Below are 21,249 nucleotides of genomic sequence, written 5' to 3'. Positions count from 1 at the left end.
TATCTTGCCAACCGTAAATCAAGGAATGAGAACGTTATACCAGATATTACTCACCTGCGCCGTGCTAACCGGCATGATCGCCTGTGAGAATGAAACCAAGGTGTGCGACCAAACGCTCCGGTCGGATTTTCACGTGCGTTTTCAGCGTGATTCCGCCAGCAAGGTAGCCGATACGATCCTGCACATTGTGCGCGATACCATCATGCCCAAAGTAACCGTTTATGCCATAGACAATGGTGTCAACAAGGATTCCATCTACAAAATCAAACCGCTGAAAGATATCTTCCTGCCCTTTTCTCCCGTATCGGACAGCAGCATCTTCTTTCTGCGGGTAGATTCTACCCTTACGCCGGACACACTTAAATTTAAGTACTCCCGTACCAAAAAATTTATTTCACCCGGCTGTGGTTTCGGCACCACCTTTTTCCTGGATACCGTTATCACTACCAAACACACCATCGATTCTGTAGTTATTAACTCAAAGGCAGTCACCAGCAGTAATGATACGCACCTTACTTTGTTTTTCTTTAATCAGTAGTATCCTGATTGGCCTCGCCGCACAGGCACAAACACCGGCCAAACCGGCAGCCGCCAAAACCGCTGCCAAAACAGATACTATCCGTAAACCGGCGAAAGACACCACGGTCATTATCCCCGTGAAAGACAGCGTCGTACACATGCCTGGCGGTCTCCGTGTGGGACTGGACCTGAGCCGCATCGTGACTTCCATCTACTACCCCTACCGGAAAGAAGGTACCGCCGTGGCTGACCTCCGCCTTACCAGCGATCTGTATGCAGCGGCAGAAGTAGGATATGCCAGCACGCCTCATAGCGATGCCAACTACACCTATAAAGGCAGTGGCGCCTTCATCACCCTCGGGATAGATTATAACTTCATGAAAAGACTGTACCCGTCTGAAAAAAATATGTTCTTCGGCGGTATCCGGTACGGATTTTCCCACCTCACCTACGAAGTGCCCACTTATAAGATCACCAGCAGCTATTGGGGCAACGATCTCACTGGCTCCATTCCCAAAACCAATATCAATGCGCATTGGGTGGAACTGGTGCTGGGACTCAAAGCGGAAGTGCTCAAAAATTTCTTCCTGAGCTGGAGCATACGCGAACGCGTATTGATCAATAACGTTAAGTCCGATGAATTTACACCACTGGTGATTCCCGGCTTCGGCAGCGGCTCCAAGAAATCGGTGTTCGATATGCAGTACACCGTGTCCTATCTGTTCCCGCTCTACAAGATAACGCATCATGTAAAGTTGCCAGCGAACGATAAAAACAAAAAGAAAAAATAATGACGAATGGAGGGCTGTTTTAAAAAGCGGTTAGTAAGTAACCGTTCTAAAAAACAACCCTCCATTCGTCATTTTTAATTCGTAATGGAATCAGGGTTTTACCATTTCAATATGCGGAATACCATCTTCCATATACGTATCACTGGTTTGCTCGAACCCCAGTGAGGTATAAAAGCGCTGCAGGTATTGCTGTGCCCCAATTTTAATAGGTCCCTTTCCATATGCCTCTTCCACGGCAGCAATGGATTTCTCCATCAACTCACGCCCTGCGCCGGTGCCTCTGACCAGCGAAGAGGTAATCACCCTTCCGATAGAAGTTTCTGTGTATTTAATACCCGGGCCAAATAAACGGGTATACGCCACCAGGACACCTTCATCATTACGCCCCATCAGATGCAGCGCCTGCTGGTCAGTATTGTCCAGGTCCTGGTAAGCACAGTTTTGCTCTACTATAAATATTTCACTGCGCAAATGCAGCACTTCATACAATTCTTGTACGGTCAGTTCGTCGAATGCTTTGATTTTCCAGTTCATCGTATGCCGGTTTATCATAAAAATAGCGGAAGCTTTCAATATTCCTGTTATTTTTATAGACGATATTAATGCCTCTTAGCCCAATCAGGAAATCATGGAAGAAACAAAGCGCCCGTTCCTTTCACTGGAACATATCACTGTAAGATATCTCGACAAAACACTTTTCGACACCCTCAACTGGGAAATACAGCAAAACGAACAATGGGCCATTACCGGCCCCAGTGGCTCCGGCAAAACCGCCCTCCTCAATACGGTCCTTGGTAAGTTCAACATCATTAACGGCGGTATCCGTTATCATTTTTACGATGAATGGCGGAAAGAAAATACCGTCACCGATCCCTATTTCAACTATCGCAATTTGATAGCGCTGGTAGGGCATCATCATACTTTCCGGAACTTGTCCAATACCACCACCGACTTCTACTATCAGCAACGGTTCAATAGCATGGACGCCGATAATTCCCCCACGGTCAGCGAATACCTCGAACTGACAGCGGTCCCCGATCTGGTAAAACCGCTGAAAATAGCGCCGCTGATGGAAAAGCGGCTGATTAAGCTTTCCAACGGAGAAACACGTCGTGTCATGATTGCCAAAGCACTGCTGCAAAAGCCGCAACTGCTCATGCTCGACAACCCTTACATCGGGCTGGACGTGCAAACCCGCAAGGATTTCTCTGAAATGATCAATGAGATCATCCGCAATGGCGCCACCGTGCTGCTGGCCACCACGCCGCAGGAAATACCGGCGCACATCACACATGTGCTGACGCTGGAAAATGGCGCTGTCACCGGCAAGTATACACGTAGCGAGTTTATGCAGCTGCCGCTGCCTGAAGTAGCCGATCTACCGCTGCCCGCCATGGAAGCGCAGAAAATAGCAGATATCCTGCAACGGCATCAGCCGCCTGCCTTCGAGACCATCGTTCGCATGGAAGACGTCCGGGTAAAATATGGGGAGAACGTTATCCTCGACCAGATCAACTGGACGGTAAAACCAAATGAAAAATGGGCGCTGCTGGGGCATAACGGCGCCGGCAAATCTACCCTGTTAAGCCTGATCAATGGCGACAACCCACAGGCGTATGCCAACAAACTATGGCTGTTCGACCGTCGCAGAGGCAGCGGCGAAAGCATCTGGGACATCAAGAAAAAAACAGGCTTCGTTTCGCCGGAACTACATCAGTACTTTACCTCCCGCGACCATTGCCTGCAGGTGGTCTGCTCCGGCTTCAGCGATATTATCGGCAGCACCAAACCACCCACGCCGGAACAAGCCGACATCGCCCAGGCATGGATGGAAATACTGGAAATAGACGAACACCGGCAATCTCCTTTCAAACAGGTGCCTGAAAGTGCGCAACGTCTTTGCCTCCTCGCCAGGGCGCTCGTTAAAAACCCACCCCTGCTGATCTTCGATGAGCCTTGCCAGGGGCTCGACCAGCAGCAGAAACAACACTTCAAAAAAGTCATCGAAATGCTGTGCGACCATATGCCGGTAACGCTGATCTATGTGACACATTATGAAGAAGAACTGCCTAACTGTGTAGATAAGTTTATGCGGCTCGCCAATGGCAAAGCCATTTGATTATTGGGTTATTGAGCTGTTTTATTATTGGATTTATGGATTTTGGAATTGTTTGATTTTGGAATTTCAGGGAGCGCTGGTCATTCATTCCCAAATCTTTAAATCAAAAAATTCCCGAATCCACAAATTCAAATAATAAAATATATAAATGCATAAATGAAAAAATAGTTCGATCTTCGTCGGGAATCGTTAATCACCATAATCCATTCCTGATGCACCCAACAAAACGGCTATTTGCTGTAGTAGCATTATTTGTTTCCCTGGTGGCGTTGTCGTTGATAAGCGGCTGCCGGACCACTAAAAAAGAGATGAACCCCGGATTCGCGAAGTATATTGACGCCTATACCGCCGGTATTATCTCCAAACAAAGTCCTATCCGTGTTCAACTGGCAGGACAGGTAAACGTAACGCATACCCAGAATGAACCACTCGACAAAGAAGTGTTCGATTTTTCTCCTTCCATCAAAGGGAAATCTTATTGGGTAGATGCCACCACCATCGAATTCCGGCCCGATGAAAATCTGCAACCCGGCAAAACCTATCAGGCTAATTTTAAGCTGAGTAAGATCATGGACGTGCCTTCCGACCTGAAATCCTTCGATTTCGAGTTCAAGGTCATCAAACCATCTTTCTCCCTGGATATGTTTGGGCTGAAAGCCAGTACCAACACTACGCTGGACAAGATGACCTATACCGGCGCCGTATACACCGCCGATGTGGAAAACCCACAGTCCATCGAAAAACTGCTCACCGCACACTATGCCGGCAAAACACTGCCCATCACCTGGCAGCATAACGCCGGCGACCGTACGTCGAAATTCACCATCGCCAATATAGACCGCGCCAACATTGCCCGTAACCTGGAAATCAGCTGGGATGGCTCCGCACTTAAAGTGGACAACAGCGGTAAAAAAACCGTGGAAGTACCTGCTGTAGGCGATTTCAAGGTGCTCGACGTAAAAGCCATGTCTGACCCTGAACAACACCTGCTGGTACAATTCTCCGATCCTGTCAGCGTAGCGCAAAGCCTGGAAGGCCTTATCGGCATCAGCGGCCAGGGCGATCTCCGTTATACCATCGACGGTAGTGAAGTAAAAGTATATGTGCCTGTTCGCCTCGAAGGCAGCTACAACGTCATCATCAACGAAGGCGTTATCAATATCACCGACAAACGCCTCGGTCAATCCTTCAGTGCCAACGTGAACTTCGAAAACACCCTGCCTGCCGTAACGATTCCCGGTAAAGGTGTTATCCTCCCCGAAAGCAATAAACTGGTGATGCCGTTTGAAGCCGTTAACCTTAACGCGGTAGACGTCACCATCATCAAAATATACGAGAACAACATCCCGCAATATCTGCAACATAACAACCTCGACGGCGATCAGGAACTGCGTCGTGTAGGCAAGCCCGTGGTAGAAAAAACCGTTCGCCTCGATACCGATAAATCCGTTAATCTTCACAAGAAAAACCGCTTCTTCCTCGACCTGGATAAATTGCTCCGCACCGAACCCGGCGCTATTTACCGCATCACCATCGGCTTCCGCAAAGCTTATTCACTCACTGCCTGCGCAGAAGTGAAAAAAGCCGACAGCACCAGCACCGGTGGCGGAGAAGAAGCCGGCGAAGAAGAGGAAAGTGAATACTATGGCGATGGCGAAGGCGAAAAACTGGATGACGACGACGCCTTCTGGAACCGTTACGATAGCTACTATCCTTACGGCTACAACTGGAACCGCCGCAACGACGCCTGCTCCAATTCCTACTATAACAAAGATAAATGGGCATCCCGTAACGTGATCTGCTCCAACCTGGGCCTCATCGCCAAAAGAGGCAATAACAACAGCATGTTGGTAGCAGTAACAGACATCCGTGATACCAAGCCCCTCACCGGTGTGGAACTCGAACTGCTCGATTATCAAAACCAGGTGATCTTCAAAACTAAAAGCGATGGCGAAGGCCTGGCCACATTCGACCTGAAACGTAAGCCCTACCTGCTGATCGCGAAGAAAGACAATGAAAGAGGCTACCTGAAACTGGACGACGGCAGCTCGCTGCCACTGAGCCGTTTTGATGTGCAGGGCGAAGAAGTACAAAGCGGCATCAAAGGTTTCCTCTACGGAGAAAGAGGCGTATGGCGTCCCGGCGACTCCATCTACCTGACTTTTGTACTGGAAGATAAAGATGATAAACTCCCGGCAGATCACCCGGTAACGCTGGAATTCTACAATCCTAAAGGCCAGCTGTACAAACGTATCAACCAGCACGAAAACCTGAACGGTTTCTATAGCTTCGCTACCGCCACTCAACCGGAAGACCCTACCGGCAGCTGGGTAGCGAAAGTAAAAGTTGGCGGCGCCACCTTCCAGAAAAACATACGCATCGAAACCGTGAAGCCTAACAGGCTGAAAATAAAAATGGACTTCGGCAGCAACACCGCCCTGTCCAAAAACGGTACCACCGGCACCCTGTCGGCCATGTGGATGTTCGGCGCTACCGCCCAGCACCTGAAGGCCAAAGTGGACGTGTCGCTGATACAGGCTTCCACCAGCTTCAAAAACTTCTCCGGCTTCACCTTCGATGATCCGGTGACACATTTTGAAGCAGAGAACAAAACCATTTTTGAAGGCCCGCTGAGTGAAACCGGCGCTGCACCGGTGAAAGCGGATATCCAACTCGGCAAACTGGCACCCGGACAACTGAAGGCCAACTTCGAAGTAAAAGTATTTGAGCCAGGTGGCGATTTTAGTATCGACCACTTCTCCATGCCATACAATCCGTTTACCTCCTACGTAGGGCTGCGGCTGCCGCAAGGCGACCGTACCACCGGTATGCTGCTCACCGATCAGTCACATAACGTGGAAATAGTAGATGTAGACGAAAACGGAAACCTCATCGGCGGTAGCCGCGAAGTACAGGTAGAACTGTATAAAGTGCGCTGGAGATGGTGGTGGGATGGAGGTGAAGCAGAGGAATATTCCAACTTCACCCAGGACAGCTATAACCAGCTCCTGAGCAAAGAAACCATTACTATCAACAACGGTAAAGGCAGCTGGTCATTGCGCATCAATCAGCCCGACTGGGGCCGTTACCTTGTACGCGTAAAAGACCTGCAGAGCGGTCACACCTCCGGTAAGTCCGTATACATCGACTGGCCGGGATGGGCACAACGTATGCAGAAAGAGAACCCTGCAGAAGCCTCGATGCTGGTGTTCACCTCCGACAAACAGCACTATAAGGCAGGAGAGGACGTTAACCTCACCATCCCCAGCAGTGCCGGCGGCAGAGGCCTGATCAGTATCGAGTCCGGCAGCAAGGTGCTCAAAACGTTCTGGATCAATACCCAGCAGGGACAGACCACCTTCCGCTTCAAGGCAGAAAAGAACATGACGCCCAATATATACGTCAACGTTACCCTGCTGCAGCCACATGCACAAACCGTCAACGATCTGCCGATACGCATGTATGGTACCATCCCCATTACCGTGGAAGATCCGGGCACCATTCTGAAACCGGTGATCAGTATGGCCGATAAGCTGAAGCCTGAATCAGAAGCTAATATTACCGTCAGCGAAAGCAACGGTAAACCCATGACCTACACCATCGCCATCGTAGATGAAGGCCTGTTGGACCTGACACGTTTCAAGACACCAGACCCGCACAGCGCTTTCTATGCCCGCGAAGCCCTTGGCGTAAAAACATGGGACCTGTATGATTTCGTAGTAGGCGCCTATGGCTCCGATCTGGAACGTATCCTCAGCATTGGTGGTGACGAAGGCCTGAATAAAAATGCCGGCGCCGCCAAAGCCAACCGCTTTAAGCCGGTAGTGAAATTCATGGGACCTTTCTACCTCAAAGGCGGCCAGAAACAAACGCATAAATTCAAATTACCGCCCTATATCGGCTCCGTTAAAGCGATGGTAGTGGCCGGACAGGATGGCGCTTATGGCTTTGCCGAAAAAGCTGTGGCCGTGAAGAAGCCGCTGATGCTGCTGACCACCGCGCCGCGTGTATTAGGCCCATCGGAAACCATCCAGGTGCCTGTTACCGTCTTCGGCCTCGAGCCAACAGTACGCTCCGCCAACGTGACCATCAGCACCAGCCCGCTGCTGGAAGTAGTAGGCGAAAGCACCAAAACCGTTACGTTCCCGCAACCCGGTGAACAGCTGGTGTACTTCGATGTGAAAGTGAAACCGCAGACCGGCATCGCCAAAATCAAGGTGACCGCCAGCAGCGGCGCGGAAAGGGCAGAAGAAGCCATTGAAATGAACGTGCGTAATCCCAACCCGGAAATCACTAACGTAGTTGACTATACGCTGGAAGCCGGCAAAAGCTGGAGCACCGCCTTCAGCCCCGTTGGCATGACAGGTACCAACTCCGGCGTGCTGGAAGTATCCACCATTCCGGCGCTGAACCTGGGCAAACGCCTGCAATTCCTGGTCAACTATCCGCATGGCTGTATCGAACAAACTACCTCCAGCGTGTTCCCGCAGCTGGTGCTGAATCAGCTCATGGACCTGAAAGAAAGCCAGCTGGCAGAAATAGACCGCAACGTAAAAGCCGGCCTCAACAGGCTTAAGGGCTTCCAGACTTCCGACGGTGGCCTCAGCTACTGGCCGGGTCAGGCACAGTCCGACGATTGGGGCACCAACTATGCCGGCCACTTCATACTCGAAGCGCAGGCCAAAGGCTACACCCTGCCTCCGGGCCTGCTGGACCAATGGAAAAAATACCAGCGTAATAAAGCCACTACCTGGGCGCCGAGCACCCAGAACTTCTACGGCGGCGATCTGACACAGGCCTACCGCCTGTATCTGCTGGCACTTGCCAAAGTACCGGAAGTAGGCGCCATGAACAGACTGAAAGAATTCAAATACCTGTCCGTGCCCGCTAAATGGCGACTGGCAGCAGCTTACAAGCTGGCCGGCCAACCAGAAGTGGCCAACTCACTGGTACAAAACCTGAGCACGGAAGTAAAACCATACAACCAGCTGGGCGGCACCTTCGGTTCCGATCTGCGCGATAAGGCCATGATCCTCGAAACACTCACGCTGCTGGGTCAACGGAATCGTGCGAATGAACTCGTGAAACAAATCGCCACCAACCTGTCTCAAAACGATCAGTGGTACAGCACACAAACTACTGCCTATGCACTCATTGCGATTGCTAAATTCTGCGGCAGCAATAAAGGCAGCAGCAAGATCAGCCTCAGCTATACGCTCAATGGCGCCAAAGGCACCATCAACGGGCAGTCATTTGTAGCGCAGATACCTGTTACCTTCAACGGTGCACAAGGCAATATCAGCGTGCAAAACAGCGGACAAAACGTACTGTATGTACGCCTCATCCTGCGCGGTCAGCCGGAAGCCGGTCAGGAACCGGTTGCCAGCAACAACCCTGAAGTACTCGACCTGCAGGTCCGCTACAGCACCCGCGACGGCAAACCGCTGGACCCTGCCACCCTGAAACAAGGCAGCGATTTCATGGCCACCGTTACCATCAAAAATCCGGGTAAACGTGGCTACTACGAGCAGATGGCCCTATCACAAATATTCCCGTCAGGCTGGGAAATCCTTAACACCCGCCTCATGGACAACGACAGCGCCTTCCACTCTTCACCAGCTACGTATATGGATATACGTGATGACAGGGTATACACTTACTTCAATCTCGAAGAGAATAAAACCCACACTTACAACGTACTGCTCAATGCAGCTTACCTGGGACGTTATTATCTTCCCGCCGTTTCCTGCGAAGCGATGTATGACAATACCATCCACGCTTTTGCACCAGGCAAATGGGTAGAGGTAGTGAAACAATAAGCATGTAGGGATTTTTTGATGTACGATTTTTTGATTTCGTAGATTGATAAACAAGAAGACCGAAGCGAAAATAATTCGCTTCGGTCTTCTTGTTTTATTTCGCGCAATTGATTCAGGGAAATCAAAAAATCGTACATCAGGAAATTCCTAAATAGCTTGGGTCTTCGCGCTTTTAATTCGAAAAATCGAAAATCAAAAAATCTTTCGTAAAAATATCAGGCTCAAAGCCACTACCCCCAACAGTCCCATTGCCCACGGTAGGTTGTGAATACCATATTCCCGGATGACCCATCCGCCCGCCAGTGTGCCAACAGATATACCAAGATTCCCAAAGGAGATAGACAGACTGTTGGCGAATTCCGGTGCTTCAGGCGCATAGGCGATCATGTATGCCTGCCCGGTAAGAAAACAAGGCGTGTGCAGAAAACCCCATGCCGCCACCAGTAGCAACGTCCAAACAGAAAAAGCACCGGAATAATAAATACCAACAGCTACGATGGTGAGTCCGCCGAGAAAAGCCATGGTTGTGCCCGCAAGGCTTTTACTTAGCCCTCTTCCCGCCACAAAATTGCCCGCTACGCCCATCACGCCAAACAGCAACAACATGCCGCTGATCAGACCAGCGTTCATGCCGTTTACTTTCCCCAGGTAATCGGCGAAATAAGCATAGGTAGCAAACATAGCGGCATTCATCAAACACACCATTACAGCGCTGATAACAAATGCGGGTTTCCGCAAAATGTTAAGATGTTTACCAACGGATTGTTTTTCCTTCACCGGCATGGAAGGCAATGCCAGCAATATTGCGCCGAGCGCTGATCCGCTGATAATACATTGTACCACAAACGAGGCCTGCCACCGCTCAAATACATCCGCGAGATACGTAGCAAACGGCACTGTAGTGACGGTAGCGATGCCAATTCCACCTAATACAATGGCCATCATCTTATGCTGATCTTTTTTGTCTGCCCTGTCCGTAGCCGCCGCGATCGCTGTAGCAATATAGACGGGCTGCAAAAAAGCCGGCAGCATTCTGGCAGCCATCAGCAGCCAGAACGGAGGCGACATCACCGAAACAAGCCCGGAGATCAGAAAAAGCGTAAGGCTCACAACCATTACCGTTTTACGATTGAACCGGGATAAGAGCAGCATCATGAAAGGTCCTGCAAACGCAATGACCATCGCAAAGGCACTCAGCAACCATCCAGCCGTATCAATACTTATCGCATAGTGCCGCGCAAGCTGCGGCAGAATACCAATTACCCCGAATTCCGTGGTGATCACGCCTATCATTCCCAGACATCCGATATAAGCAATCTTTCTCATGATGACCAGGTATTACAGATAAAGACGAATAAAATCAGCTACCGCTGCGATCGCGCGTTTACCACTGCTGATCATGCCTCCCATCTGAAAAAATCCATGTATCATCCCTGCATATGCCGTCAACGTTACCTCCACACCGGCCGCCTGCAGCTGCTGTGCATAGGCTACTGCTTCGTCCCGCAGCGGGTCGTATTGTGCCGTAATGATCAGTGTAGGAGGTACTGTTGCCAACACATCGGCCAGTATTGGCGCGGCATCAGGATGGTTCCTGTCAGCAGGCGAAGGTGTATAAAGGTCCCACGCTATCTTCGCGCCCGCCAGCGTAAGATTGGGGCCGTTCGCAAACTCTTTCCATGATGGAGAACGCAGGGAGGAATCTGTAACAGGATAGATCAACACCTGACAACAGATGTTGATGTCCATTGTTGTCAATGCACGCCTGGTAACCGTTGCCGCCAGTGCTCCGCCGGCGCTGTCACCTGCTATCGCGATACGGGATGCGTCAATGCCCAGTTCAGCTGCCTGTTCACTGACCCATTTCAATGCCAGGCAACAGTCGTTCAGTCCATGCGGGAAAGGATATTCAGGGGCCAGCCGGTAATCTACCGCTATCCATACAGCGTTGGACAACTTCGTGAGTGCTCGTACCGGCCGGTCATGGGTTTCAAGACTGCCCGCGTTGAACCATCCTCCATGAAAGTATAACACCGCCGGCAACATCGGTTCATTCGACGGGCGATAGATCCGGATGCGGACATCGCCTTCTGCCGTCGGCACCTGGCGGTCTTCAACATGAAACAATGTTTCCGGCGCTCCGGCCATGGGGATAAATCCTTCGTAAAACTTCCGCCCCGCGATGACGGCATCTTCCATATCAGGAACAGGGATAGCCTGTATGAATTCCAGGGCTGCAAGGACTTCGGGCGATAATATCAGTTGATCGTTCATCTTTTTTTAGGGCAAAATTGGGGTCTTCACACCCATAAAATAAAATAGCATGATTTATCAATCTCATAAAATTATTTATACCTTCAGGCAATGGTAAATCTGGAGTGGTACAGAACTTTTAAGGCGGTATACCAAACGGGATCGCTCACAGCGGCCTCCAAGGCGCTTTTTATTTCACAGCCCAATGTGAGCCAGCACCTGTCGGCCCTCGAGGCGCATGTGGGGAAACAGTTGTTTGAACGGAAGCCCAGGCTGGTGCCTACCGATCACGGGAAACTATTTTACACACAACTGGTAGAGCCTTTAGAGAGGCTGGAACAGCTCGAAACCAATTTCTCCGCGATGTGCCATGAACGGCAGTTTCCGATGATTCGACTGGGCACTGTAAAGGAAATATTTCATTCCGTTTTTCTGCAACGACTGCGGACTATTCCGGCGGACATCATAACGTCATTCGGGTTGACTAAAGACTTGCTGGTTAAACTAGGCAACGGAGAGCTCGACTTTGTTGTTGCCACACAAAGGACAGACAGGAAAGATATTATCTTTGAACCTGTACTGACGGAATCCTTTGTCATAGCGGGAAGCCCGTCACTGGACGTTCAAAAATTCCATTCACTGATCAAAAGGAAAGAGCTGGGAAAAGCAGAAGAATGGTTGTTACAACAGCCATGGTTTGCCTATAGTACCGACCTGGCTATCATACGTCGCTTTTGGCATACTAATTTTAAAAAGCGTCCTGCTATCCATCCTCGTTTCGTTATCCCTGATATGAACACGATCCTGCAGGCGCTTAGTAGCGCTGAAGGCCTTACTGTGGCTGCTGATTACCTGGTAAAGGATCTTCAGAAAGAAGGTAAAATCAGGGTGGTATGGAAGGGAGAAGAAACCACCACCAACGTTATCTATTTAGCTTATGATAAGACGAAGACCACAGCCAGACAGGTAGAAGTTATCAAGTCGTTATTTTTTTTATGAATTAGCCCTGATTCTATCATTCTCCGAAACACTTGTCACCGCTACATTTCAGCAGCATAAGCCGGTTGCTCTTCAATAAAATTTTCTACCATTCATCAAGAAAAATGTTTCTCCGCTTTCATTTATCATGATAACTTATTATTTTCACATTCTGAATCTGTCTATTTAACGTAGATCAACCAACAGTCAAAACAAAATCTAATTACTAAATCGCAGACGCCTATATTCTAAGAAAGAATCTCAGAAAATAGTGAGCAGCTTATGAGTAGATGAACCCTTCGGTACCACAGCCTTTGGTACAACAGGTTTTTGCAATGATACGGTCCAACAATCCCGCTGTATCGTTAATGGGATTTTCTTGCTCATACTATTACTGGGTTATTCGTATAACGTCTACAAACAACCGGAATCATTGTGCAACGATTAAAATTTAACTGTGAACATGCGATGACCAACTATTAGTCTGACCTGGCTTAGTTAAGCTATAATAATTGTCGTGACCGACAAGAACTGGCACCACTACTGGATTGCCGGGCGAAAGTTCTTTGTCCAAATTGTATTCTCTACTTCTCATTTATCAATTTCATCTAAATCGACCGATTATGAAGAAAGCACTACTATTTTTTCTTTGGGTCCTGGTGGCCGTGCCTATGCTGGCACAGCAACGCCAGGTAACCGGAAAAGTGACTGACACACGTGATGGCACCCCCTTACTCGGTGTAACCGTAAGCGTTAAAGGTACCAAGGCGGGTACTGCTACTGACGTTGACGGTAATTTTAAAATCAATGTTAACGGCGACGCCACTCTCTCCTTTAGTTTTGTAGGATATGAAACTATCACCATGGCCATAGGCAATAAGAGCCATGTTATTGTGAAAATGGGCCCTGATGCAAAAACACTGGGCCAGGTAGAGGTGAGCACCGGTTATGTTTCTAAAAGAAGAGGTACCATTACCGGCGCTATCTCTGTGATAGATGGTAAACAGGTGGAATCCCGCCCTGCTGGTAACTTCCTGCACAACCTGCAGGGACAGGCCCCAGGTGCATACATCATGGCTGCCGGCGGTCGCCCGGGTGCAGCTCCGGCTGTTTTCCTGAGAGGTATAGGTTCTATCAACTCCGGTACTGCTCCGCTCTACATCGTAGACGGTCAGCCAGTAAGCGGCAGTGACTTCTCCCTGATCTCTCCGGATGACATCGAAAACATCAACGTACTGAAAGACGCTTCTGCGACTTCCATCTACGGTTCCCGTGGTGCAAACGGTGTAATCCTGATCACCATGAAAAAAGGCACCAAAAATAGCCGTCCGCAGATTGACTACCATGGTTTCTATGGTTATGCCGATATCAACCGCTCCAAGTTCAAAATGATGAACACCAAAGACCGCCTGGACTATGAAGTGTTCATCGGTAAAAGAGCAGCAGATGATCCGGCTATCCCTGAACTGCTGAAAAATGACTTTAACCAGTCTAAAGTAGTATTCAAACCTTCTCAGACACAATCTCATCAGCTGAACGTAAAAAGTGGTAACGAAACAACTACCATATACTTCTCTGGTGAGTATTACCAACAGGATGGTATCTACTTTGATAACAAATTCAAACGTTATTCCAGCCGCCTGGCGATCGACAACCAGACCACCAAATGGCTGAAATCCGGTGTTTCCATGTACCTCGCTTATATGGACGAAACTACGCCGAACGAAACCCGTAACTCCCTTCAGAACCCTGGCATGCTGGCTTACATGCTGATGCCTTACGAGAATCTGAAAAATGACGACGGCAGCTGGAAGAAATTCCTGCAATACCAGGCTTACAATGGCGCCAGAAGCCAACTCTGGTCCCGCAGCCAGGGCCTCACCGGCAACGCCAACGACCACCTGAAATTCCTGGGTAATGCCTACGTGGAAGCTGACATCCGCAAAGACCTGAAGTTCACCAGCCGTTTCGGTATGAACCTCTCCGACTACGTTACCAAAACCTGGAACGCCCCTGAACTGGCCGCTGCCGATAATGGTAACGCCACCAGACGTTTCTCCCGTTGGTCTAACGCCATCTGGTCCAACATCCTGAACTACCGCAAAACTTTTGGCGCACACTCTATCAATGCGGTAGTAGGTACTGAGTACAACGCGCTCACTGACTACGACTTCTCTACTACTTCCCGTAATACGGCGTTCCCTACCCTGTATGAATTCGGTGCTATGACGGTGGCTAACACCTCCAGCGGAAGCCTGAGCAAATACAGAATGTTCTCCACACTGGGATCTGTGAACTATGGTTACAAAGACCGTTACTTTGCCGACCTCTCCATCCGTCGTGATGGTTCTTCCAAATTCGGCGCCAACAACAAATGGGGTAACTTCTGGGCAGTAGGTCTGTTGTGGAATGCCAAAAACGAAGCTTTCCTGAAAAACAATCAGCTGATCAGCGACCTGCGTGTACGCGCCAGCATCGGTCTGACCGGTAACGATGATATCGGATTTTATCCTTCCTATAGCATCAACTCCAAATCCAACTACGAAAGCAAACCCGGTATGGTGCCTACACAGGCTTCCAATCCTGACCTGGCCTGGGAAAAGAAACGTAAGTTCAACGTAGGTGCTGACCTCGGCCTGTTGGACAACCGCGTAACCTTTACCCTGGACTACTATCGTGAGCTGACTTATGACATGGTGCTGGACGTACCGGTATCCTACCTCACCGGTTTCAGCTCTATCAAAGCCAACATGGGTAAAATGCAGAACAACGGTGTTGAGTTCTCTTTCAAAACAGATATCATCCGTTCCAACGACATCAACCTGAAAGTAACCGGTAACTTCACTTACAATAAAAACAGGGTTACTGAACTGTATGGCTTCCGTGACGAACTGCTGGGTACTGGTACCGGTATCCTCGTAAAAGTAGGCTACCCTCGCGGTCAGTTCAAATACAACCGTTTCTCCAGAGTTAACCCTGACGACGGTAGCGAGATCTGGCTGGATAAAAACGGTAAAGAAACCACTAACTATGATGGTGGCGATGCGGTGATCCTCGATGGTAAAAACATGTATGCTCCTTACTATGGCGGTGCTACGCTGGACTTCAACTATAAAGGCCTGGGTATCTTCATGCAGTGGAACTACATGATCGACAAATACATGGTGAACAACACGCAGGCATGGCTGGTATGGAACAACGACTCCTGGTTCAACACCAACCGTACAGCGGACCTCTACCAGAATATGTGGAAAAAACCAGGCGATATTGCTAAATATCCTAAATACGGTTCATCTACCGCATTTGACGACAGATATGTGGAAAATGCGTCTTTCCTGAGATTAAGGGACCTGACTATTTACTACAACCTGCCTAAAAATATCCTGAGCTCAACAAAAGTGTTCCGCAATGCACGTGTATATGCACGCGGTAACAACCTGCTGACCTTCACACAATGGAGCGGTTACGATCCGGAATACTTCAACAACCTGGAGCTGGGCATCTATCCTGTTTCCCGTTCCTATACCGTTGGTTTAGACCTGACTTTCTAACATATTACCGAACCTCCTAAAACAGAAAATATGATAGCTATCAATAAAAAAATATTTTTGGCCGCTGCACTGGGAGCTTCCATGCTGATGTCTGCCTGCAGCAAAAAGCTGGACCAGCTGCCTACTACCAGCGTGTCTACCGATGAGATCTATACCAGCATCAATGGTGCTGAAATTGCGCTCAACGGTGTATACAGCACCTTTTACAAGTCAGACTACTACGGCCGTAACTATGTAGTGATCCCTGATCTGGCTGCCGATAACATGATCCTGAGCGCCTGGGCCAACAACGTGTACAATGAGATCCATCGCTGGGCCATCCACTCCGGTACTTACGAAACGTTGAACTACTGGGCCGTAGCTTATCCGGCTCTTCACCGTGCCAACGTGTTTCTGGCCAACATCGATAAAGTTCCCGTACTTTCCGGTGAAAACGCTGAAGCCGTAGCCACCAAGAAGAAAACCTTCAAAGCGCATATCCAGGCATTACGTGCCATGTTTATGTTCGACCTGCTGCGTGTCTATTGCAAATATGACCTGAACGATCAGCTGGGCCTGCCTTTCGTAACAGCGCCTACCACAGAGATCATGCACAAACGTAAAACCGTAAAGGAAACCTACGACCAGATCGTACAGGACCTGAACGACGCTTCTGCTGCCATCGGTGATGACAACGCCAGCTCACAGACAAGAGTGAACAAATATTTCATCGCTGCCCTGCAATCCAGAGTATACCTCTATTTCCAGAAATGGGACCTGGCTATCGCTGCAGCTGATAAAATCATGAACGTGGCTACCTTTGGCTATGAAACTACCGGGGCCAACCTCCTGAAAGTTTGGAGAGATGACGCCAGCGCCAAAGAAATCATCTTCAAACCTGCTATTACTGAAGTAAACGAAGCCAAAAACTTCTCTATCGGTCAATGGCTGATCAATGACGACGTGGCCCGTAACAAACCTAATCCGGACTTCATCGCGCCTAAAGCATTCGCTGAAAGCTTCAGCGCTGCCGACCTCCGCAGAACCATCTACTTCCGGAAAGACAGCGTGCGTAACTACAAAAAAGATTCACTGTACGTGATCAACAAATACCCAGGCAACCCGGCTTACGCCTCCTGGCAGGAAAAATCCAATGCGCCTAAACTCCTGCGCTATGCAGAAGTAGCCCTGAACAAAATGGAAGCTGCTTATTACATCGACAAGTCCGTTTCCAAAACGCTGCTCAAAGCACTGCGCGCTGCCCGTATCCCTGGTTATGACGGAACCATCGTAGATGCATACGACGATGTGACCCTGCTGAACCAAATCCGCGAAGAAAGAAGAAAAGAACTGGCATACGAAGGCCACCGCTTCTTCGATCTGAAACGTTGGGGCCTCGGCTTCACCAGAAACAGAGAAGGTGACTATCAGGCAGCAGAAAATGCTGTAGGCGAAATCAAAGCTGATAACTACCGCTTCCAATGGCCTATTCCACAGGCAGAAAGAGAATCCAACAAACTCATCGATCAAAATCCGGGTTACGCTAACTAATCCGTTTTACTATCGTATAAACGCCGCCAGCTATCTCAGCTGGCGGTTTTCTTTTTTTAGGTTACTCCATTTCGTTTTCAAACAGCTCATGTAGCTTTTGCCGTAACAATTTTTTATCCGGCAGGAAGGTTTGGTATTCGGCAATGACCGCAGGTGACAAACTTCTGTTCATGGCATATTCCACTATTTCCTCATTTTGTTCCTTACACAACAATATACCCACGCTGGGCTTTTCATGCTCCCGTTTTACTTTCCTGTCCAACGCTTCGAGATAAAAATTGAGTTTACCAAGGTACTCCGGTAAAAAGGCCGTTGTCTTTAATTCAAAAGCTACCAGACATTGCAGGTCACGATGGAAAAATAAGAGATCGATGTAAAAATCAGTACCACCTACCGTCACCCGATATTCTTCAGCGACGAAAGTAAATCCATCTCCTAATTCAAGGATAAAATCTTTGATCTTGCGGATAAGCGCCTGCTGCAAGTCTTTTTCACTATGATTTTCCGGGAGATTTAAAAACTCGAATACATACTTGTCTCTAAAGAGGAGACTTTCATCGGTATTGATCTTGTTGCCTGATACGGGTGATTGTTGCTGCCCCAGCCTTACTCTTTCATATAAACTGCTTTTGATTTGGCGCTCCAGTTCCCGTACAGAGTAGTTTTCCTGCGCACACAAACGAAGATAAAACTCACACTCCTCCCGGGATTTGGTTTTGGTCATAAGCGTTAAATGATGGGTCCATGTGACCTGCACCAGTATCGTATTACGAATATCCGTAAATTGTCTCATCAGTGATGAGACAATTTTTTGTTGATTATCATCCGTTTTTATAGATGCATTATCAACATACGATACATAAAACCCATAAAACTGTAACATTCGATAAAGCCCTACCCGGTTAAATCCTTTCAATTCAGGATGCTTCTTTGCAATGTAGCTGGCTAACTCTTTAACCATTCCTTCTCCCCAACTGGCATTCGCTATCTTTTGATGAATATATTCTCCCACCTGCCAGTAGAGATGAATCATTTCAATGTTTACATTTTTTTGGGCGTTATACTGCGAACGCTTTATAAGCGTTACTATTTCCGTAAATTGCTCCGTCATAAAAAGTTTTTTGGGTTAATTGGATATGGTTTTAAAAAAGAAGTTTCAAATTTAAGTGTCAGAAAACACAATACCCTGTTCATTTTGCTGATGATAATGAACAGATCAAAATGAATGAATTTAATACCTCAAAACATTAACCCAATCGGCAATACTATTACTACGAATGAAATTTCAACGCTTCAGGCAATGGTGTAAAAAAAGAAAATGGTGGCTGACAGCAGCCGGCATACTCCTGATTGCCTATTACTTTTGTTTGCCCCGCCAACTGTTTACCAGCCCTACCTCTTTCGTACTGGAAGATGTAAACGGAGACCTGTTAAACGCCAGCATAGCGCCCGACGGACAATGGCGCTTTCCTTACAATCCACATGTACCGGAGAAGTTTGTGAAATGTATCGTGGCCTATGAAGACAAACGCTTTTATTACCATTGGGGGTTAGACCCGCTGGCCATCAGTCGCGCCATCCGGCAAAACCTGCGTGGCAAAAAAGTCGTCAGCGGCGGCAGTACCATCACCATGCAGGTGATCCGCATCTCCCGCAACCAGCCCCGTACCATATGGCAGAAAATGGTGGAAGCGGTATTGGCTACCCGCCTCGAGTTCTCCGCCTCTAAAAAGGAAATCATTGCACTATACGCTGCCAACGCCCCTTTTGGTGGTAACGTGGTAGGGCTGGAAGCCGCTTCCTGGCGCTACTACGGCCGTAAGGCCGACCAGCTGTCGTGGGGAGAAATGGCGGCACTGGCCGTACTGCCCAACAGTCCGGCACTGGTGCATCCCGGCCGCAACCGTAATACGTTGCTGAATAAACGAAATCAACTGCTGAACAAACTGTATCGCAACAACACTATTGATAGCATCACCTGCCAACTGGCAAAGCTGGAGCCGCTCCCGGAACAGCCGCTGCCACTGCCGCAGGATGCGCCCCACCTGCTGGACCGCTTCCGCCTCGACTACCAGCAGCAAAAATCTAATGGCCCCACCCGCATTAAAAGCACCGTGGAGGCCGCACTGCAGAAGAATGTAACGGCCATCGCGGAGAGGTATCATAATGCCTACAAAGCCAATGGTATCAACAATGCGGCTGTGCTGGTGCTTGACGTGGAAACAGGCAATACCCTTGCGTATGTCGGCAACATCTACAATCCCGCTGATCCTGAACTGGAGAGCCATGTGGACATCATACAGGCCAGAAGAAGCCCCGGCAGCACGCTCAAACCAGTACTATACGCGGCCATGCTCAACGATGGACTGATACTGCCCAATACGCTGATACCAGACATCCCCACACAAATAGCGGGCTACTCTCCGCAGAACTTCGACCTCGGCTACGATGGCGCGGTACCGGCCTCCCGCGCACTGGCCCGATCACTCAACATCCCCGCAGTACGCATGCTGCAGATGTACCGCTATGAACGCCTCCATACACTGCTGCAGAAAATGGGCATCACCACGCTCAACAAACCAGCCGACCACTACGGCCTGTCGCTGATCCTCGGCGGCGGGGAAACCACCCTCTGGGAAATGTGCGGTATGTACGCCAGTATGGCCCGCACCCTCATCCACCTCGATCAATATCACGGCAAATATGATATGGATGATATTCATGCCCCTAACTATCAGGCCGACATACAGCGTCCTTCGCAATATGGCCTGAGCAAGGAAGGCATCCTGGACGCGGGCTCCATCTGGTACACCTTCGAAGCGATGACAGAAGTGATGCGCCCGGGCGAAGAATTGTTATGGCAGCAGTTCTCTTCCTCACAGCGTATTGCCTGGAAAACAGGCACCAGCTTCGGCTTCCGCGATGGATGGGCTATCGGTGTCACCCCTAAATACGTTGTGGGCGTATGGGTCGGCAATGCGGACGGAGAAGGCCGCCCCGGCCTCATCGGGGTATCGACGGCCGCACCCGTTATGTTCGATGTGTTCAGACTGTTGCGCACCGGTAGCTGGTTCACCACCCCCACAGCCCAACTCCGGAAAGTAGAAGTATGCCGCAAAAGCGGCTTCCGTGCTACTGACCTATGCGATGAAAAAGATTCGGTCTATGTACCGGCAGCGGGCATACGCTCAGGCGTATGTCCTTATCATCAACTGATACATCTCGATCGTACCGGTCAATGGCGGGTCACCGAAAGCTGTGAATCACCACAGTTCATGCAGCACAAATCATGGTTTATCCTGCCGCCGTCGCAGGAATTCTATTACCGCAGTAAAAACTATTATGCGCCGCTACCACCTTATAAACCGGACTGCATCGCCTCGCTGGGGCAGGACAAAGCGCCGATTGAACTGATATATCCACGGCCCAATGCCCGCATATTTGTGCCTACAGAACTGAACGGACAAGCGGGCCAGACGATCTTTACCGCCACCCACCGTAATAGCGCCGCGAAAATATACTGGCATCTCGACAACCACTTCATCGGGGAAACAGTGGAATTTCATCAGATGGCATTGCATCCGCCGGCAGGGAAACATACGATCACCCTCGTGGATGAAAACGGAGAACGGATTGAACAAACTTTTGAAATACTGGCGAAAGAAAAAGACTAGCTACGAATTACGAAT

At 49.2% G+C, this 21,249-nt stretch carries 12 protein-coding genes; 8 read left to right on the top strand and 4 right to left on the bottom strand.

Annotated features, from left to right (window positions below):
* The first annotated feature begins 25 nt into the window (after positions 1-25).
* On the top strand, positions 26-538 hold the full coding sequence (locus tag ICL55_RS13760; protein ID WP_188097994.1) for a DUF6452 family protein: 513 nt from the start codon (positions 26-28) through the stop codon (positions 536-538).
* Positions 501-1,310, top strand: coding sequence for a DUF6048 family protein (locus tag ICL55_RS13755; protein ID WP_188097991.1), 810 nt, complete (start codon positions 501-503; stop codon positions 1,308-1,310). Before ICL55_RS13760 ends, ICL55_RS13755 begins: the two co-directional genes overlap by 38 nt.
* A 90-nt stretch (positions 1,311-1,400) precedes the next feature.
* On the opposite strand, the gene ICL55_RS13750 is transcribed toward ICL55_RS13755, so the two are convergent.
* The gene (locus ICL55_RS13750; RefSeq protein WP_223151424.1) at positions 1,401-1,844 is read right to left on the bottom strand and encodes a GNAT family N-acetyltransferase; all 444 of its coding nucleotides are present in this window, start codon (positions 1,842-1,844) and stop codon (positions 1,401-1,403) included.
* 94 nt (positions 1,845-1,938) lie between these two features.
* Between ICL55_RS13750 and ICL55_RS13745 the strand changes: the two genes are divergently transcribed.
* A complete protein-coding gene (locus ICL55_RS13745; protein ID WP_188097987.1) occupies positions 1,939-3,429 on the top strand; it encodes an ATP-binding cassette domain-containing protein in 1,491 nt (496 codons plus the stop codon).
* A 212-nt stretch (positions 3,430-3,641) separates the two neighbouring features.
* Positions 3,642-9,248 carry an alpha-2-macroglobulin family protein gene (locus ICL55_RS13740; protein WP_188097985.1) on the top strand — a complete coding sequence of 1,869 codons (5,607 nt, stop codon included), beginning with the start codon at positions 3,642-3,644 and terminating at the stop codon, positions 9,246-9,248.
* Positions 9,249-9,440: 192 nt separating this feature from the next.
* Here ICL55_RS13740 and ICL55_RS13735 read toward each other — a convergent pair whose 3' ends face one another.
* Positions 9,441-10,574: an MFS transporter gene (locus ICL55_RS13735; protein ID WP_188097983.1), complete on the bottom strand. Its 1,134-nt coding sequence runs from the start codon at positions 10,572-10,574 to the stop codon at positions 9,441-9,443.
* Positions 10,575-10,586: 12 nt separating this feature from the next.
* The gene (locus ICL55_RS13730; protein WP_188097981.1) at positions 10,587-11,522 is read right to left on the bottom strand and encodes an alpha/beta hydrolase; all 936 of its coding nucleotides are present in this window, start codon (positions 11,520-11,522) and stop codon (positions 10,587-10,589) included.
* Positions 11,523-11,612: 90 nt separating this feature from the next.
* Between ICL55_RS13730 and ICL55_RS13725 the strand changes: the two genes are divergently transcribed.
* From ICL55_RS13725 to ICL55_RS13715, 3 genes are all read left to right on the top strand, one after another.
* Complete coding sequence (locus ICL55_RS13725) at positions 11,613-12,500, top strand: LysR family transcriptional regulator (RefSeq protein ID WP_188097979.1); 888 nt, start codon at positions 11,613-11,615, stop codon at positions 12,498-12,500.
* Between the two features lie 602 nt (positions 12,501-13,102).
* A complete protein-coding gene (locus ICL55_RS13720) occupies positions 13,103-16,030 on the top strand; it encodes a SusC/RagA family TonB-linked outer membrane protein (RefSeq protein ID WP_188097977.1) in 2,928 nt (975 codons plus the stop codon).
* A 30-nt stretch (positions 16,031-16,060) separates the two neighbouring features.
* Positions 16,061-17,560 (top strand): RagB/SusD family nutrient uptake outer membrane protein, encoded by a 1,500-nt coding sequence (locus ICL55_RS13715; RefSeq protein WP_188097975.1) that lies wholly within the window; start codon positions 16,061-16,063, stop codon positions 17,558-17,560.
* Between the two features lie 61 nt (positions 17,561-17,621).
* Here ICL55_RS13715 and ICL55_RS13710 read toward each other — a convergent pair whose 3' ends face one another.
* On the bottom strand, positions 17,622-18,671 hold the full coding sequence (locus tag ICL55_RS13710) for a PDDEXK nuclease domain-containing protein (protein ID WP_188097973.1): 1,050 nt from the start codon (positions 18,669-18,671) through the stop codon (positions 17,622-17,624).
* Between the two features lie 166 nt (positions 18,672-18,837).
* On the opposite strand from ICL55_RS13710, the gene pbpC reads away from it, so the two are divergent.
* Positions 18,838-21,234 carry a penicillin-binding protein 1C gene (pbpC, locus tag ICL55_RS13705; protein ID WP_188097970.1) on the top strand — a complete coding sequence of 799 codons (2,397 nt, stop codon included), beginning with the start codon at positions 18,838-18,840 and terminating at the stop codon, positions 21,232-21,234.
* Positions 21,235-21,249: the final 15 nt, after the last annotated feature.

Source organism: Chitinophaga varians, assembly GCF_014529945.1.
Classification (GTDB): domain Bacteria; phylum Bacteroidota; class Bacteroidia; order Chitinophagales; family Chitinophagaceae; genus Chitinophaga; species Chitinophaga varians.
The sequence above is the reverse complement of the archived record's forward strand: the minus strand, read 5'-3'. Positions and strand labels throughout refer to the sequence as shown.